The sequence below is a fragment of the Exiguobacterium sp. s130 genome (assembly GCF_018619055.1).
Lineage (GTDB): Bacteria > Bacillota > Bacilli > Exiguobacteriales > Exiguobacteriaceae > Exiguobacterium_A.
Map to the genome: position 1 here is coordinate 730,493 of NZ_JACSNI010000001.1, position 17,473 is coordinate 747,965.

Genomic DNA, 17,473 nt, shown 5'->3' on the forward strand with positions numbered 1-17,473 from the left:
TCGTAACATGAAGAAGAAAAGCTTTGCTTTAGCTACATCGGTAGCACTCGTATCAAGTGCGTTCCTCGCAGCTTGTTCGACAACGGATTCAGGCGACAAATCGGGCGACACAGGTTCAAGCAAAAAATCCAATGATCAAACACTTAATTTGATCGAAGGTTCGGATATTCCGACACTCAACCCGACGACTTCAACAGACTCAGTTTCATTTAACGTATTGAACAACACGATGGAGGGTCTTTACCGTCTTGATGACAAGCAGCAGCCGACTCCAGGTATCGCTGAAAGCCACACGGTTTCAGATGACAAATTAACATACACGTTCAAATTACGTGATGCAAAATGGTCTGATGGTACACCACTTACGGCAAAAGATTTCGAATATGCATGGAAAGAAGTTCTAAATCCTGAAAACGCTTCACAGTATGCATACGTCTTCTACAATATCGAAGGTGCAGAAGAGTACAATACGAAAAAAGGCGATCGTGATGCTGTCGGTGTTAAAGCAGTCGATGACAAAACGCTCGAAGTTAAGTTAAAAGCACCTGCAGATTACTTCCTCGGACTCACTGGATTCGGACCATTCATGCCGAAATCAGAAGAACTCTCGAAGAAAATCGGGAAAGACTTCGGTTCGACTGCAGACAAGGCGATCTACAACGGACCATTCAAGTTAACAGAATGGACACGTGAACAAGGCTGGAAAATGGTTAAAAACGATAACTACTGGGATAAAGATGCCGTCAAACTTAAAACGATCAACGTTAAGGTCGTTAAAGAGACAGCGACAGGTGTTAACCTTTACGAAAAAGGTGACATCGACCGTACAGGTCTAACTTCTGAGTTCGTTGCTCAGTACAAAGACAATAAAGAATTTAAAACAAAAGGTGAATCAACGATCTTCTACCTTAACCTCAACACAAAGGTAAAAGCGCTTGATAATGAAAAAATCCGTCGCGCCATCGATATGGGTTACAACAAAAAAGGAATCACGGATGTCATCCTTGCAAACGGATCACTTCCAGCAAACTACCTCGTACCAAAAGATTTCGCAAAAGATGCTGACGGAAAAGATTTCCGCGACAAGTATCCGGCATTCAACGAATACAATGCCGATGAGGCGAAAAAACTCTGGGAAGAGGGTCTCAAAGAAATCGGTCAAAAATCGGTTGATCTTGAGCTCTTGAACTACGATAGCGACGATGCTAAGAAAATCGGTGAGTTCTTGAAAGGGGAACTTGAGAAAAACCTTCCAGGTATGAAGGTTACGATCAAACAACAACCATTCAAAAACAAACTTGATCTTGAAAACAAAGGTGATTTCGAGTTCTCATTCGCTGGCTGGGGTCCTGACTACCAAGATCCAATGACGTTCCTCGATCTCTTCGTCACGGGCGGACCATACAACCGTGGTAAATGGTCGGACAAAGAGTACGATAAACTCATCAAAGATGCACAAACTCAAACAGATGCAACAAAACGTTGGTCTGAACTACAAGAAGCTGAGAAAATCCTTCTTGATTCAGCAGCAATCTCACCTGTTTATCAGCGTGGACGTGCATTCCTCGTTAAACCATACGTCAAAGGAGTCGTCGAGCATAACTTCGGCGCAGACTTCTCTTACAAATGGGCTTCAATCGAAGGAAAATAAGCAAAATAAAAACTACTTCCGATTTGATTCGGAAGTAGTTTTTTGTTTGGAAATATCAAAAAAGACCGGAGCATTCCGATCTCTTTTGGAGAAAATCTTATTTTTTTACTTTGGCACGCTTCCGCTGTAAGCCCATTGCCTTTTCGATTTTCGCGAGTTTTTTGGCAGCGACTGCTTCTGCGCGATCACGTCCAGCGTCAAGAATTTGATCGAGTTCTTCAGAATCAATCAATTCATAATAGCGCTGTTGAATCGGTTCGAGTTCCGCAATGATCGCTTCTGCGACATCTGTTTTGAATGTTCCATAATTCGAGCCCTCGTATTTTGCTTCAAGAGCTGGAATCGAGATACCAGCGAGTAGGGAATAGATCTCAAGTAAATTCGACACACCTGGTTTGTTTTCACGATCGAATTTGACGATGCCTTCTGAGTCCGTGACAGCTGATTTCACTTTTTTACGAATGACATCTGGTGCGTCAAGCATCGAGATGAAGCCTTTCGGATTTTGATCAGATTTTGACATCTTTTTATCTGGCGTCGTCAAACTCATGATTCGGGCACCTGATTCAGCAATGATCGGTTCTGGTAATGTGAACGTCTCATAATAGCGGCTATTAAATCGTTGGGCTAAATCGCGCGTTAACTCAATGTGTTGTTTTTGATCGTCACCGACCGGAACGAGTTCCGCGTCGTAGAGAAGGATATCAGCTGCCATGAGCGTCGGGTAGACGAACAACCCTGCACCAATCCGCTCTTTTCCTTGTGATTTATCTTTATATTGCGTCATACGTTCTAGTTCACCCATACCGGAAAGACATGTCAACATCCAGCCGAGTTGCGCGTGCGCTTTGACTTCTGATTGAACGAAAATCGTTGATTTTTCTGGGTTCAGACCACTTGCGATATAAAGAGCAGCAAGGGCGCGTGTATTGTTCATCAGTTCGACACGATCGATATCGACCGTGATGGAGTGCAGATCGACGACGCAGTAATATGCATCATGACCGTCCTGTAAGTTCACGAAGTGTTTCATGGCACCTAAGTAATTTCCGAGTGTCACTGTTCCTGTTGGTTTGATACCTGAGAAAATCGTTTTCATAATGAAATCCCTCCAAATAATAAAATCAAAATAAAAAACGCCCCTTGAAAATCAAGGGACGAGTCATCGCGTTGCCACCCAAGTTGCTATTTACATAGCCGCTCAATTTGCTGTAATGGGCAAACCCATCTGACTCTACTTGATTCGAATCAGCCACTCGAAAGTCCATTCACTTAGGCATCACCTGTCCATTTTCAGCACCATGGACTCTCTGAGAGGAATGGATCTAAGTTACTACTCTTTGTCGTCGTGTTTTCTTGTTTGATTAGTTTGAGTTTACCATACCTGAGATAGAGCGTCACGTTGATTTCGTTTAAAAATAGGAGATGATCAGCGAGACGACGATGAAGATGACACCGCTTGAGACGTAGGGTTTCGTCCGTGCTGAAGCACGGCGTTGCTTTTTGCGAAGCACTTCTTCCTCCTCGTCTTCATCTTCGTAATAATCGCCATCAATCTCTCGCAACTTTGCTTCCCGCTGCTTTTTGAATCCAGCTGTCATGCCGCGGAAGAAGCCGTTAGCAGACATATTCGAGAAGAATCCTACTGCAACTAACAAGAATCCTGCTATGAATAAACCACCAGACAGATGATACAAGATGCTGTGAGTCGAATCCGTCATAGTTGCCCAAATCGTGTAAAGCAGAACAAGAATGACCGCAACGATGACCGGTCGGAAATACGTCGATCGCATGAAAATCCCCCTTTACGTACATAGATATTCTTAGTATACGAAACTTTTAACGCTGTTACGAATCGGTAACAAATGAATGATGCAAAATAGCAAATAGTGTGACTATTCACTTGACGTTAATGCTATTCTCACATAAAATCAATTTATCACTTCGTTTAAGTTTTTGAAACTAGGTCAATGCATTTTGGGGAATACATTGCAGTTTCGACGGGACGTTATTGATGTCATAGGCATTATGGCAACTTGGAAATTGAAAAGGAGATGACTTACCGATGAAGAAAAAAACAGTCGGTCTCGCTTTATCAGTCATGCTTGCAGGAAGCGCTGTGCTTGCTGGATGTTCGACAGGTGGCGGAGACAAAGATTCAGGTTCGACAGACGGCAAGAAAAATCTACGTTTAACGGACACTTCGGATATTACGACAGTGGACCCAGCGAAAGCTACGGATTCCGTCGCTTTCAACATGATCGGAAACACGATGGAAGGTCTTTATCGTTTAGACAAGGACGGAAAAGCGATTCCAGCACTTGCAGAAAAAACGGATATCTCAAGCGACAATTTGACGTATACGTTCACGCTTCGTGATTCGAAATGGTCAGACGGTTCACCCGTCAAAGCACAAGATTTTGAATTCGCGTGGAAACGTGCTGCTGATCCAAAAACAGGTTCTAGTTACTCATACATCTTTGACACGTTAAAAAACGGCGCTGATGTTACACAAGGTAAAAAGCCTGTTGATGAACTCGGTGTTAAAGCAATCGATGATAAAACGTTAGAAGTAAAACTCGAGCGTCCAGCTCCGTATTTCCTCTCACTGACATCGTTCGGTACGTATACACCGATCAGTGAAGACTTCTACAAGAAAAACGAAAAAGACTTCTCGCTCAAACCAGATAAATTGCTTTATAACGGGCCTTTCGTTTGGGAATCTTGGAAAACGGATTCAAAACGTGTCCTGAAGAAAAACGACAACTACTGGGATAAAGATGCTGTCAAACTCGACGAAGTCACGATCAGTGTCGTTAAAGATACGTCAACAGTCGCAAACTTGTATGATTCAAATGAAATTGATTACGCAGGTCTGACTTCAGAGCAAGTTGAAGCTTACAAATCGAAGCCTGAATTCAAGACAGCGCTTCGTTCTTCAATCGCTTATCTGAAGTTCAATAACGAAGATGCAACGATGAAAGATGTCAATGCACGTAAAGCAATCGCTCGTGCGATCGATCCAAAAGGTATCACGGATACGCTTCTTGCGAATGGTTCAATTCCAACAACAAGCTTCATTCCAAAAGACTTTGTCAAGGATGCATCAGGTAAAGACTACACGAGCGACATCAACTGGTTCGATCGTGACGCGAAAGAAGCAGCAGATCTTTGGAAAAAAGCAAATGGCGATAAGAAAACGACGATTGAATTGCTTTCGTTCGATAGTGAAGATGCGAAGAAAATCGGTGAGTACATGAAAGGTCAAATCGAGAAGAATCTTCCGAACGTCACTGTCTCAATTAAGCAACAGCCGTTCAAGAACAAACTCGATCTTGAAGCAAAAGGAGATTACCAAATCTCTTACTCACTTTGGGGTCCGGATTACCAAGATCCAATGTCTAACCTGTCCATCTTCGAATCAACGAACAGTCAAAATGACGTGAAGTACAAATCAGCTGCGTATGATAAATTATTAAACGCGGCAAACGACGAGTCAGATTTGACGAAGCGTTTAGATTTGTTCAAACAAGCTGAGGCACAATTGATTGAAAAAGATCAAGCCATCGCACCAATCTATCAAGCTGGTTCTGCATACTTGAGCCGTCCATCGGTTAAAGATTTTAACCGTCAATTGTTCGGAGCAGATTTCCAATACAAATATGTTGATGTGAAGTAATCGAGAACGGGAGCGTCCCTAAGTCAGTTCGGGTGCGCTCCTGTTTTATACTACTTTGAATGAACGGAAACTCATTTTTAGCGGAAATGTGAAATTTTCGTAAAAAAGTGGTTCTAATTACTTTGTTAGCAAAGTATAATGGAACCAAACGAAAAATTCTGACTATTGGACGACATTAAAAAAGCGTCTGATCGAACATCGAATCAAAGCACAATTAAAAAGAATTTTAAATTTTTATAACAAAATTCTTGAATGTTCCGACAATTGTGGGTCATACTGATTTTATTGATGTTTCGAAAAAACAGAAAATCTTTATAGGGGGTGCCATCTTATGGGCCGTTATTTAGCTCAACGCCTGGTTTACGGCGTATTGACGTTTTTACTCATCGCTTCGTTCACTTTCTTCCTGATGGATCTGCTACCAGGTTCACCATTCCAGAACCAGGAGAAACTTTCTCCTGAACAGTTGAATATCCTTCGGGATAAGTACAATTTGAATGATCCACTACCACAACGCTATGCAGCGTACATGGTTAACTTATTCCAAGGAGACCTTGGTGTATCGTTCAAATATGACAGCCGTCCAGTTACGGATTTAATTTCTGAACGAATTGGACCATCGGCTCAACTTGGAGTTCAAGCACTCGTACTTGGTGTACTCTTAGGTCTCGTACTTGGTGTAGTTGCTGCACTTCGTCACAACACAGTTGTCGACTACGGAGCAATGTTCATCTCGGTTCTCGGGATTTCAGTACCATCTTTCGTATTTGCCTCACTCCTTCAGTATTATGTCGGCGTGAAATGGGGCGCTTTGCCAGTAGCGTTCTGGGAAAGTCCGGCGCATACGATTCTACCAACGATTTCGTTGTCTCTTGGGGTCACCGCCTCGATTGCCCGATTCGTAAGGACGGAAATGCTTGAGGTTACAGGTCAGGATTACGTCACGTTAGCTAAAGCAAAAGGCCTAGATGGTCAATCAATCACTTGGAAACACATGGTTCGGAATGCATTGATTCCTGCTATTACGATTCTTGGACCTATGACTGCTGCATTGATCACAGGTACATTTGTCATCGAAAAAATCTTTGCTGTACCTGGACTTGGTGAGTTGTTCGTATCGTCAATCACACAAAATGACTATACAGTTATCATGGGTACGACGCTGTTCTTCTCGGCAATCTTCATTCTCATGATTTTAATCGTCGACTTGCTATACGGTGTCGTTGATCCACGGATTCGTTTGGGGGGTAGTAAATAATGGCTGAACAAAATTCAAATGCAAAAGCGGAACAGTTCGATTCATCGTTATTTCAACAAGTCGAGTTCAATGAACAAGCCGGTGAACGAATTGCCGGTAAAAGCTTAAACTTTTGGCAGGATGCTTGGATGCGCTTGCGTAAAAACAAAGCAGCGATCATTTCTCTTGTCTTGATCATCGTGATTGCCATCATGTCATTAGCGGGTCCTGCAATCTCTGGTAAAGATGCTTATACCCAAACAATCACTCAAGCTAAACTTCCACCTAAAGTAACAGGATTAGAGTGGGCTGGCTTTGATGGTATGGCAACACTTGGTGAGACACCAATCGATTTTTATAAACAAAAACAAGTAAAAGAAAATTATTGGTTTGGTACGGACCACCTTGGTCGTGATCTTTGGTCACGTGTCTGGGAAGGGACGAAAATTTCACTCTTCATCGGTTTGATGGCAGCGCTCATTGACGTTCTCGTCGGTGTCACATACGGTGGTATTTCAGCTTATTACGGCGGTCGTGTCGATAATATCATGCAACGGATCGCGGAAATCCTGACAGGGATACCGAACTTAATCTTGATCATCCTCTTCATCTTGATTCTTGAACCAGGAATCACGACGATCATCCTCGCGATGACGATTACTGGTTGGATCGGGATGAGTCGACTCGTTCGTGGTCAGATCCTGAAACTAAAGAACCAAGAATTCGTTCTCGCAGCACGTACACTTGGTGCTTCTAGCGCACGTTTAGTCTTCAAGCATTTGATTCCAAATACCTTGGGTACAATCATCATCTCGCTCATGTTCACGATTCCTGGGGCAATCTTCTTCGAAGCTTTCCTAAGCTTCATCGGTCTTGGGCTTGCACCACCGCAACCGTCGCTTGGTACACTGATCAATGAAGGGTACAAAGAACTTAAGACGTTTCCTTTCTTGCTCGTCGTTCCATCGACAGTGCTCGTACTCCTCATGATCAGCTTCAACATGTTGGCAGATGGATTACGTGATGCGTTCGATCCACGTCTACGTCGCTAAAAAATATTAGATTAGAGAGGAGCTCATCCAAAATGGAAACAATCTTGTCAGTCCGCGACCTGAACGTCGCTTTCCATACGTACGCCGGGACGGTACAAGCCGTCCGCGGAGTATCGTTCGATTTAAAAAAAGGTGAAACACTCGCAATCGTTGGTGAGTCCGGTTCTGGTAAATCGGTTACTTCAAAAGCCATCATGCGTCTGATTCCAAATCCGCCAGGTGAAATCACAAAAGGTGAGATCTTATTCGAAGGTCGCGATTTGGTTAAGCTTTCTGATAAAGAAATGCAAAAAGTACGCGGTCGTGATATCGCAATGATCTTCCAAGATCCAATGACATCACTTAATCCGACAATGACGATCTACAAACAGATTGCCGAAGGTTTAAAACGTCACCAAGGATTGACAGGTGATGCTGCTAAAAAACGTACGCTTGAATTACTGACGCTTGTAGGGATTCCAAACCCAGAAGCACGTCTGAAACAATATCCACACCAATTGTCTGGTGGGATGCGTCAACGGATCGTCATCGCAATCGCACTTGCTTGTAATCCGAAAGTCTTGATTGCCGATGAGCCGACGACAGCACTCGATGTTACGATTCAAGCGCAAATCCTTGAGTTATTGAAAGACATTCAACAAAAAACGGGTACAGCGATCATCTTCATTACGCACGATTTAGGCGTTGTAGCGAACATGGCCGATCGTGTAGCGGTCATGTATGCAGGTAAATTAATTGAGAAGGGTACAGTCGATGAGATTTTCTACGAGCCACGTCATCCATATACTTGGGGACTCCTTGGTTCAATGCCACGTCCATCGGATGACCGTTCACAAGATTTACCGGCGATTCCAGGAACACCACCAAACTTACTTCATCCACCAGTCGGTGACGCGTTTGCACCACGAAATAAATATGCAATGAAGATTGATTTTGAAAAAGAACCTCCTTTCTTCAAAATTACAGATACTCACGAAGCGGCGACATGGTTGCTCCACCCACAAGCACCGTATGTTGAGCCACCACTTGCAATTCGGGATCTGGCGTTGAAATACCGCCCAGATAGCGTATTCGCGAAATCGCTTCTGAAAGGCGGTCTGAAATAATGGAAAACCGTAATAAATTACTTGAAGTAAAAAACTTGAAGCAACACTTCAACATTGGACGAGGACGTGTCGTTAAAGCGGTTGATGGTTTATCATTCGATATTTATGAAGGCGAAGTACTTGGTCTTGTAGGTGAATCGGGTTGTGGTAAATCAACGACTGGTCGCTCAATCATCGGATTGTATGAGGCGACAGACGGCGAAGTCATGTTCAAAGGTGAAAACGTTCATGGTAAAAAGTCGCGTAAAGATAAATTGAAGTTCAACCGTGCTATGCAAATGATTTTCCAAGACCCTTATGCGTCACTTAACCCACGGATGACAGTCGGTGATATCATCGCTGAGGGAATTGATATTCATGGTCTAGCAAAGTCGAAAGACGAGCGGAATAACCGTGTGTACGATTTACTCGAAACAGTTGGTTTGACGAAAGAACATGCGAGCCGTTACCCACACGAGTTCTCGGGTGGTCAGCGTCAACGGATTGGAATCGCGCGTGCGCTTGCTGTAGAACCGGACTTCATCATCGCGGATGAGCCAATCTCGGCACTTGACGTATCGATTCAAGCGCAGGTCGTCAACTTGATGAAAAAACTGCAACGTGACCGTAGTTTGACTTACTTGTTCATCGCCCACGACTTATCGATGGTAAAATATATCTCGGATCGTATCGGCGTTATGTACCAAGGTCACCTCGTTGAACTATGTAGTGCGGATCGCTTATATGAGAATCCGGTCCATGCTTATACGAAATCGCTCTTGTCTGCGATTCCTCTTCCGGATCCAGAGCACGAGCGTACGCGTAAGCGGATCGTTTATGATCGTCCGACGAGTGGACCTGTTGGTAAATCAGATGAAGATTCAAGCATTCCACCACTTCGTGAAATCGAACCAGGTCATTTTGTTTCGATGACGGATGCAGAACTGGAAGCATATCAAGCGCAACTCGTATAATTGTTTAAAACAAAAGGCATTTCCACGTTGATCGTGGAAACGCCTTTTAATTTTCTGATGCAATTCGTGGAAGATGCGCGAAGCGATGAACGACAGAATCAATCGCATCAAGACGGCGCATGGCTTCATCAAAATCGATTTTTTCATAGTGATGTAGTCCGCCTGGTTGTTCTTCTAGCGTATCCGCATCGTGCACAAGTTGTTGAAGTGGTGTCCGATTGATTGCACCAGGTGGAAGATACGAATCTGTATGCAAGAGAACGGCAAGTGCGATTTCTTTGGCGCGTGCTGGTTCTTCACCAAGGCGAATCAAAAGTTTATGGGCGCGTTCAGCCCCTTTAATGGCATGAATATCATTTTGACGATAGAGATCATAGTTCCAAGTGCCATCGGTATACCATTCGTAATGCCCGATGTCATGGAGGAGTGCAGCTTTCGTAGCAGTATCCGCATCTAAACCTCGCTTCGTAGCGAGCGTCAGAGCGCGTTCAGCTACTGAAATCGCATGATTCAAGCCAGAACGGGATAAATATTTTTGAGCGATCGGATGATCGAGAATAGTGACGAGTGTTAATGACATGAATGAAAAACTCCTTCCTCAGCGTTGATATTTCTATACACTCTACAGAAAATTGAAAGAAATTGCAACTGTTTTTCATTACTCAATCGACAATCTCACATATTTAATTGCTTAAAGTAGGAATAGATTATTGATATACGTGGTATACTTACTAATGTAGAAGATGATTATTTTGCTTTCGTAGGTTGTTAGTTCTGTTTCGGACCGATTGGGGTGTCGGAATATGAAAGAACGTGACAAAAAGAAAAAGCTGAAGAAGCGCCTTTTGCGGGATATTTTAGAGAAAAAACTAAAAGAAATGAAACTTCCTAAAGCAAAAGAGACGATTTCTCAGCCATTTGATCACACGCCAGCTTGTTAAAGCCACGTGGTGGCTTTAACAAGCTTTTTTACGAAAAGTTCTTTCATCTTTATAAAAAAGCTAGGTTTTCTGCTTTATTAGATGTAAACTGTCAAGTAATAGAACCATCATCGATATCTATGTATTCACTTAGGTGTTGAATGATGTTAAATCAGGGGGAGGATGTTTTTCAATGGTAACACTCTATACTTCACCAAGTTGTACTTCTTGTCGGAAAGCACGCGCGTGGCTTGAAGAACATGAAATCCCGTTCGTAGAACGTAATATTTTTTCAGAACCATTATCGCTCGATGAAATCAAACAGATTCTTCGAATGACGGAAGATGGAACGGACGAGATTATCTCAACGCGTTCAAAAGTCTTCTCGAAACTCGATGTTTCCGTTGAAAACTTATCGTTGCAGCACCTATACGATTTAATTCAAGAATATCCTGGATTATTGCGTCGTCCGATTTTGATTGACGAAAAACGTCTTCAAGTAGGATATAACGAGGATGAAATCCGTCGATTCTTACCACGCAAGGTGCGTACATTCCAACTTTTGGAAGCACAGCGTCTTGTAAACGAGTAATTTTAAAAAGCACGCTGCCTCGTGAGCAGTGTGCTTTTTGTTACCGATAAAAAAGGTTAAAATAAAGATAACAAAGGAATAGAAATATATCCTTCGGATTCGAAAGTGTGAATCCAAGTCATGTCCTCGTTCGTATTCTAAATAAGGAACGAGAAGAAAGGAGTGGACAGATTGAAAATCGAACGCGTCAATGACAATACGGTCAAGTTCTTCATCACTTATACTGACATCGAACGCCGTGGTTTTGCCCGAGATGAGATTTGGTATAATCGGGAACGGGGAGAACAGTTATTCTGGCAGATGATGGACGAAGCGAATGAAAAAGAGTCCATCTCCTTCGAAGGTCCACTATGGATACAAGTGCAAGCTTTTGAAAAAGGTCTTGAAGTCACTGTAACGATCGCAAAAAATGCAGTCGATGGTGAACAAGTCGATGAAGACGAACTCGATTCACTTTTACGATCAGCGATGTCTGAGACAGAAGATAAAGATACAGAATTAAGCCAGGATGTCTTATTCGAAACGCATGATTTCGAGCATATCATTGCGCTTAGTCAATATGCGAATGCTCCTGTCTTCGCAGAACTTGAAACAGCGCTTTACCAAAAGGATGGACTTTATCTACTACATGTTCATTTCGAAGATGATGTGGATGTAGAAGCACAAGAAAATGTCATGAGTTTAATTGCTGAATATCTTCACTTCAGCGAACAAACGATTCATCCTGTCGCTGAATATGGAAAACAAATCATTGCTTCAGATGTCTTTGCCTTTATTCGGAAACACTTTCCGAACTAAAGGAACTAAAAGCGCGAGTAAAAGGAGGATCACGAATCGTGATACCTCCTTTTATTCTGACATTAAGTGAGGGTATATCCACCGTCTACGATAAGGGCTTGCCCATTGATGTAACTCGCTTTATTCGAGAGTAAGAAACAAACGACTTCTGCGATTTCAGAAGGTTGTGCAGGTTCGCCACGAAGATGATGCTTCATCGCAAGATCAAACTTATCTTTCCCGCCATATAATGCGTGGCTCAGTGATGTGTCGACCGGTCCCGGACAAATGGCATTAAAACGATACTTGCCATGGAAGCGGGCAGCGTATGTCTTTGTCAGTGTCAATAAAGCGCTCTTAGACGATGCATAGGATAAGAGCATGGCGGGAAACTTGACGTGACCGACAATGGCGCTATTATTGACGATAGAGGCACCTTTTGAGAAACGTTTCGTCGCGAGCTGGATGATTCGTTCAGGGGCATGATAATTCACTTGGAACACTTCTTTTTGTTGATCGGTGATTCTCTCGGGTGCGACGGGTTTTCCAAATGTCCCTGCATTATTAAAAATCCCGTCGATTTCTGGAAAATCTTCGAGTGTTTCTTCAAAGAACCTGTCGATGGCAGAGGAATCAGTCAAGTCGACAGGGAAGAAATATAAACGTCCTTCTCCGCTAGATTCAAGAGAAGCTCCTTTGTCTTGATTACGACCAATGGCAAGAACGGTATGACCTTCTCGAATCAGTTGGAGGGCAGTTGCTTCTCCGATTCCACTTGTTGCACCAGTAATGATATACGTACCCATTTAAACGCTTCCTTTCTGTCATGAGTTCTTAACTACAATTTTTACAACATACATAAAAGGAGGGGGATTCATGCTACGACGTGTACAACTTCTCATGACCCTCATCTTGACCATCGGTTTAATCGCCTTTTTATCCTACTATTGGAGCGTCTATATGGTAGGCTGGCTGTCCATCGTCATCATTTTGGTCGTCATGAGCGTGTTCATCATCATTTTGCTTGAAAATCGTAACCCAGAACGCACACTCGTCTGGGCACTTGTCATGATGGCACTACCTGTTGTCGGCGTGTTTGTTTATTTTACGTTTGGTCAGAACTACCGCCGGAAACGAATGTTTCGATTGAAAGCAATGCTTGATGAAGAGTCTTATATTAAATACCGTACCCAGTTTAAAACAGCAGTACACCAATCAGTGTTCCAAGAAGGACATTATGGAAAAGTTGTCACACTTATCGATTCGATCAGTCGACTTCCGATTTCGTATAATACACATACAAGAATTTTGACGAATGGTCAGGAGAAATTTCCGATTCTTTTAGAAGAAATTCGTCAAGCACAACATCATATCCATTTGGAGTACTATATCGTACGGGATGACGAGCTCGCATTGCAGTTACAGGAAGTATTGATTGAAAAGGCACAACAAGGAATTGAAGTCCGTTTTCTTTATGATGCCGTCGGGTGTTTTTCGACAGATAAGCATTATTTCAAGAAGATGCAGGAGGCAGGTGTTGAAGTTCGGGCATTCTTCCCGGTCGTATTACCGTTCATTTCGAGTAAGTCCAACTACCGAAATCATCGGAAGATCGTTGTCATTGATGGAACAGTTGCTTTTACGGGTGGAATTAACGTTGGGGACGAGTATATCGGTCGCGATCAGCATTTTGGATTTTGGCGTGATACGCATCTTCTTGTACGCGGAGAAGCTGTTTCTGAACTTCAATTAATTTTTCTCCAAGACTGGTACTATATGACGGGGGAACGCCTGTTTACACCGTTTTATATGGAACCACTGGAATATGTCGATGAAGCAACGGGAGGCGTTCAAATCATTGCCAGTGGACCTGATGAGCCACATGAGGCAATGAAGTCACTTTACTTCGGACTCATCACAGAAGCGCGTGAATCTGTTTACATTGCATCTCCATATTTAATACCAGATGAAGATTTGATGACAGCACTAAAGACAGCCGCTATGTCTGGAATTGATGTTCGTATTCTTCTGCCAAGCTTTCCGGATCATAAAATCGTATTTTATGCGAGTCGCTCTTACTTTGATGATTTACTCCAGGCTGGTGTGAAAATCTATGAGTATAACAAAGGATTCATGCATTCGAAAGTCATCGTCGTGGATGACGCCATCGCAACGATTGGAACAGCAAATATGGATTTACGGAGTTTTCATTTGAATTTCGAGGTAAACGCTTTTTTATACGGAACAAATTCGGTTCATCAATTAACACGTGATTTTTATGAGGATTTTAGCCAGTCTACACAAGTTGATGCTGATTTGTTTCATCGTCGTCCATTACGCCGCCGTTTAGTTGAATCAATTTCACGCTTATTCTCACCGCTACTCTAGCAAAAGGGGACGATGCTGATGTTTGAAGCTATTGATGGGTCAGGTAAACGCATTATGATTCATAGGTTTTCTGTCCATGAATTAAAAGCGATGTCCTTACGTTGTCCGTATTGTCTGAAGCCATTGCGCGTCAGGCAGGGACGACGACCACATTTTGCACATATCTCAGCATGTTCAGGAGAAAGTAGCTTACATGTATCTTGGAAACGACGAATTGCAGATTCGTTGAGGAATGCAGGCGTTCGCGTCGAGACCGAATGGACGATTGGACAGCGACGCTTCGACCTGTGGATTCCGGAAAAAGAGATTGGGATTGAAATTCAGCGTTCTCCGATGTCGGCAGATGAATGGATTAGACGAGCAAGACTTGATGCGAAACAAGGACAAACGGTTCGTTGGATTGGGTTTCATCCGTCACATGGTGTCACATTTCGTTTACAAGGATGGATGCGTCAAGCCTTCTTAGAAAATGAGTATTTGGACTTGATCGTTGACAATCAAATCCGACGGTTTCGACATCCGGTTCCTTTTGCGAAACATTATGTCTATTGTACCGTTCAATCCCTTTCATTATCCGACTTCCTTTCGACGGAACTTCCGTCATTTCCTCGGAAATTTTCAATGGCTCGATGGCAAGGAATCGTCTTGCGCTATCGACAGCGTCCTTTTTATCCTTCGTTACCTCCACGAATGCTTAAACTTCCATTATATGAGGCAGGCTTTCATCTTCTGAATCTGCCATCATCGGTCTTTCTTCCGATCGGTCACTTATTATCGTATCCCGTTCATCCTTTTGAGTTTCAAATGGCAGTCTTTTTGCGGTTAAAAGGGGTTTATTCCTCTACTGCTTTAGAACAAGCCGTCTTTCATTTACTTCATCGATTGGATATCCCGTTTGAACGACCGATGATCGATTTACTTATCACGGAATGGTTAGAGCGGATCGAGGAGGCGAATCGGCTGTTTTAGCAGGAGCACTTCGATTGTTTGTCGAAAAGAAAACAGGTATAACTGAATTAAAGGAGTGAGGGAAATGGCAGAAGTATTAACACGTCAAGATGTTGACGTTTCAGAAACTTGGAATCTAGAATCGATTTATGCATCAAACGAAGCGTGGGAAGAAGAATTTGAATCGGTAAAAGCGATGCTTCCATTACTCGTCGAGTATAAGGGTCGTCTTGGACAGAGTGCGGATACACTCTATGAAGGGTTACAGTTACGAGACGAAGTCTCAAGACGTCTTTATAAGCTCTATACATACGCGCACATGCGTTACGACGAAAATACAGCGGATAGTTTCTATCAAGCTATGAACGACCGTGCTCGGACGCTTGCGTCACAAATTGGAGCCACACTTGCTTTCATGACACCAGAACTGTTAGCTGTACCTGAAACAACAATAGAAGCATATCTAAATGAAAATGCAGACCTTGCGATGTACCGTCATGCATTTGATGAGTTGAACCAAGAACGCGAGCATGTGTTGACGGAAGCGGAAGAAGCGATTCTTGCGAAGGCGGGAGAAGTTCTCGGTCAATCCGGTACGACATTCGGTATGCTGAATAATGCAGATTTGACATTCCCAAAAATCAAGGGAGAAGACGGGGAAGAGACAGAATTGACACATGGTCGTTTCATCACATTCCTTGAATCATCTGATCGTTCTGTTCGGGAAGCCGCATTTAAAGCGATGTACGGAACGTATGCGAAATACACGAATACACTCGCTTCAACTCTTGCTGGGTCAGTTAAGAAAGACAACTTCTATGCAGATGTTCGGAAGTTTCCTTCTGCACGCGCGGCAGCCTTACATGGTAATGCAATCCCTGAATCCGTTTATGATGGGTTGGTTGAAGCGGTGCATGAGCACTTACCATTGCTTCATCGCTATGTTGCCTTACGTAAACGGGTCCTCGGTCTTGATGAGTTACACATGTACGATATGTATACCCCCCTCGTTTCTGAGGTCGAGATGAAGGTATCTTATGAAGAAGCGAAACAATTGATGGTCGAAGGGCTCGCGCCGCTTGGAGCAGAATATAAACATATTCTCGAAGAAGGGTTGTCTGAGCGCTGGGTTGATGTCCGGGAAACACGTGGTAAACGGAGTGGGGCATACTCTTCTGGTGCTTACGATACACAACCATTCATTTTGATGAACTGGCAAGATAACATCAATAATCTCTTTACGCTCGCACATGAATTCGGACATTCGGTTCATAGCTACTACACGCGGAAATCTCAACCATATCCATATGGCGATTATTCGATCTTCGTCGCAGAAGTCGCTTCAACAACGAATGAAGCGCTATTGAATGATTATCTATTGAAAAAAGTGACGGATCGTAAAGAAAAACTCTATCTGTTGAACAATCAACTTGAAACATTCCGTGGAACATTGTTCCGACAAACGATGTTCGCTGAGTTTGAACATGCAATTCATGATGCGGCGCGTCTTGGACAATCGTTGACACCAGAATTCTTGACGTCAACGTATTATGCCTTGAATCAAAAATACTTCGGAGAAGAGATTGTATTAGATGAAGAGATTGGTTTGGAGTGGGCTCGGATTCCACACTTCTATTACAATTACTATGTCTATCAGTATGCAACAGGCATTTCGGCGGCGGCTGCCTTGACGGATCAGATCCTAGAAGAAGGACAACCGGCTGTAGAACGTTACATCAATAATTTCTTAAAAGCGGGATCAAGCGATTATCCAATCGAAGTACTAAAAGCTGCTGGTGTTGATATGACAACAAAAGCACCAGTTGAAGCCGCACTTCGTCAATTTGAACGTGTCTTAGATGAATTCGAAGCGTTATTAGCAGAGTGACATGTTTGTGACAAAATGAACAAAGTGTGGAAAAGAAAAAAGACTCACGGTATACTTATATTGTGAAGAGGGTCACATTCCCCAGTCGATTCTCTTTTTCCCCCATCCAATGGTCAAAAGAAGAAGTCCTTCTCGTCATGAAGGACTTCTTCTTTTTCTATGAGTGAACACCAAAAAAAGGACAGTGAAGCTCTGAACTGAACCAAAAAAGTTAGACAATAAATAATTTGTCAGGCGACCTTGAGGACCTGAGTCCGGTATTCCACCGGGCTCAGGTTTTTT

At 43.0% G+C, this 17,473-nt stretch carries 16 protein-coding genes and 1 other annotated feature; of the genes, 12 read left to right on the forward strand and 4 right to left on the reverse strand.

What is annotated here, in order from left to right:
• Positions 1 to 7: 7 nt before the first annotated feature.
• Positions 8 to 1,651 carry a peptide ABC transporter substrate-binding protein gene (locus HZS85_RS03600; RefSeq protein ID WP_214853133.1) on the forward strand — a complete coding sequence of 548 codons (1,644 nt, stop codon included), beginning with the start codon at positions 8 to 10 and terminating at the stop codon, positions 1,649 to 1,651.
• 97 nt (positions 1,652 to 1,748) lie between these two features.
• Here HZS85_RS03600 and trpS read toward each other — a convergent pair whose 3' ends face one another.
• Positions 1,749 to 2,750, reverse strand: a complete 1,002-nt coding sequence (gene trpS / locus HZS85_RS03605; protein ID WP_214746458.1) for a tryptophan--tRNA ligase — start codon at positions 2,748 to 2,750, stop codon at positions 1,749 to 1,751.
• Between the two features lie 51 nt (positions 2,751 to 2,801).
• Positions 2,802 to 3,007, reverse strand: a binding site (T-box leader).
• Between the two features lie 56 nt (positions 3,008 to 3,063).
• Positions 3,064 to 3,444, reverse strand: coding sequence for a DUF3899 domain-containing protein (locus HZS85_RS03610; RefSeq protein WP_214853136.1), 381 nt, complete (start codon positions 3,442 to 3,444; stop codon positions 3,064 to 3,066).
• A 272-nt stretch (positions 3,445 to 3,716) separates the two neighbouring features.
• On the opposite strand from HZS85_RS03610, the gene HZS85_RS03615 reads away from it, so the two are divergent.
• From HZS85_RS03615 to HZS85_RS03635, 5 genes are all read left to right on the forward strand, one after another.
• Complete coding sequence (locus HZS85_RS03615) at positions 3,717 to 5,330, forward strand: peptide ABC transporter substrate-binding protein (RefSeq protein WP_214853139.1); 1,614 nt, start codon at positions 3,717 to 3,719, stop codon at positions 5,328 to 5,330.
• A gap of 331 nt (positions 5,331 to 5,661) precedes the next feature.
• The gene (gene opp3b, locus HZS85_RS03620) at positions 5,662 to 6,588 is read left to right on the forward strand and encodes an oligopeptide ABC transporter permease (RefSeq protein ID WP_035406592.1); all 927 of its coding nucleotides are present in this window, start codon (positions 5,662 to 5,664) and stop codon (positions 6,586 to 6,588) included.
• The gene (gene opp3C, locus HZS85_RS03625; RefSeq protein ID WP_214853140.1) at positions 6,588 to 7,619 is read left to right on the forward strand and encodes an oligopeptide ABC transporter permease; all 1,032 of its coding nucleotides are present in this window, start codon (positions 6,588 to 6,590) and stop codon (positions 7,617 to 7,619) included. Before opp3b ends, opp3C begins: the two co-directional genes overlap by 1 nt.
• Before the next feature lie 32 nt (positions 7,620 to 7,651).
• The gene (locus HZS85_RS03630) at positions 7,652 to 8,725 is read left to right on the forward strand and encodes an ABC transporter ATP-binding protein (RefSeq protein WP_035406599.1); all 1,074 of its coding nucleotides are present in this window, start codon (positions 7,652 to 7,654) and stop codon (positions 8,723 to 8,725) included.
• On the forward strand, positions 8,725 to 9,678 hold the full coding sequence (locus HZS85_RS03635; protein ID WP_035406602.1) for an ABC transporter ATP-binding protein: 954 nt from the start codon (positions 8,725 to 8,727) through the stop codon (positions 9,676 to 9,678). Before HZS85_RS03630 ends, HZS85_RS03635 begins: the two co-directional genes overlap by 1 nt.
• A gap of 46 nt (positions 9,679 to 9,724) precedes the next feature.
• Here the strand turns inward: HZS85_RS03635 and HZS85_RS03640 are convergent, their stop codons facing one another.
• The gene (locus HZS85_RS03640; RefSeq protein WP_035406605.1) at positions 9,725 to 10,258 is read right to left on the reverse strand and encodes an HD domain-containing protein; all 534 of its coding nucleotides are present in this window, start codon (positions 10,256 to 10,258) and stop codon (positions 9,725 to 9,727) included.
• Positions 10,259 to 10,481: 223 nt separating this feature from the next.
• Between HZS85_RS03640 and HZS85_RS03645 the strand changes: the two genes are divergently transcribed.
• The 3 genes from HZS85_RS03645 (at position 10,482) to mecA (ending at position 11,988) form a co-directional block, all read left to right on the forward strand.
• Positions 10,482 to 10,619 (forward strand): hypothetical protein, encoded by a 138-nt coding sequence (locus HZS85_RS03645; RefSeq protein ID WP_023468890.1) that lies wholly within the window; start codon positions 10,482 to 10,484, stop codon positions 10,617 to 10,619.
• Between the two features lie 172 nt (positions 10,620 to 10,791).
• The gene (gene spxA, locus HZS85_RS03650) at positions 10,792 to 11,190 is read left to right on the forward strand and encodes a transcriptional regulator SpxA (protein ID WP_012370920.1); all 399 of its coding nucleotides are present in this window, start codon (positions 10,792 to 10,794) and stop codon (positions 11,188 to 11,190) included.
• Positions 11,191 to 11,361: 171 nt separating this feature from the next.
• Positions 11,362 to 11,988 carry an adaptor protein MecA gene (gene mecA / locus HZS85_RS03655; protein ID WP_214853154.1) on the forward strand — a complete coding sequence of 209 codons (627 nt, stop codon included), beginning with the start codon at positions 11,362 to 11,364 and terminating at the stop codon, positions 11,986 to 11,988.
• Positions 11,989 to 12,050: 62 nt separating this feature from the next.
• On the opposite strand, the gene HZS85_RS03660 is transcribed toward mecA, so the two are convergent.
• The gene (locus tag HZS85_RS03660) at positions 12,051 to 12,773 is read right to left on the reverse strand and encodes an SDR family NAD(P)-dependent oxidoreductase (protein WP_214853156.1); all 723 of its coding nucleotides are present in this window, start codon (positions 12,771 to 12,773) and stop codon (positions 12,051 to 12,053) included.
• Between the two features lie 70 nt (positions 12,774 to 12,843).
• On the opposite strand from HZS85_RS03660, the gene cls reads away from it, so the two are divergent.
• The 3 genes from cls (at position 12,844) to pepF (ending at position 17,191) form a co-directional block, all read left to right on the forward strand.
• On the forward strand, positions 12,844 to 14,355 hold the full coding sequence (cls, locus tag HZS85_RS03665; RefSeq protein ID WP_214853158.1) for a cardiolipin synthase: 1,512 nt from the start codon (positions 12,844 to 12,846) through the stop codon (positions 14,353 to 14,355).
• 18 nt (positions 14,356 to 14,373) lie between these two features.
• A complete protein-coding gene (locus HZS85_RS03670) occupies positions 14,374 to 15,324 on the forward strand; it encodes a competence protein CoiA family protein (RefSeq protein WP_214853160.1) in 951 nt (316 codons plus the stop codon).
• Positions 15,325 to 15,388: 64 nt separating this feature from the next.
• Positions 15,389 to 17,191, forward strand: a complete 1,803-nt coding sequence (gene pepF / locus HZS85_RS03675) for an oligoendopeptidase F (protein ID WP_035406619.1) — start codon at positions 15,389 to 15,391, stop codon at positions 17,189 to 17,191.
• The last annotated feature ends 282 nt before the right edge of the window (positions 17,192 to 17,473 follow it).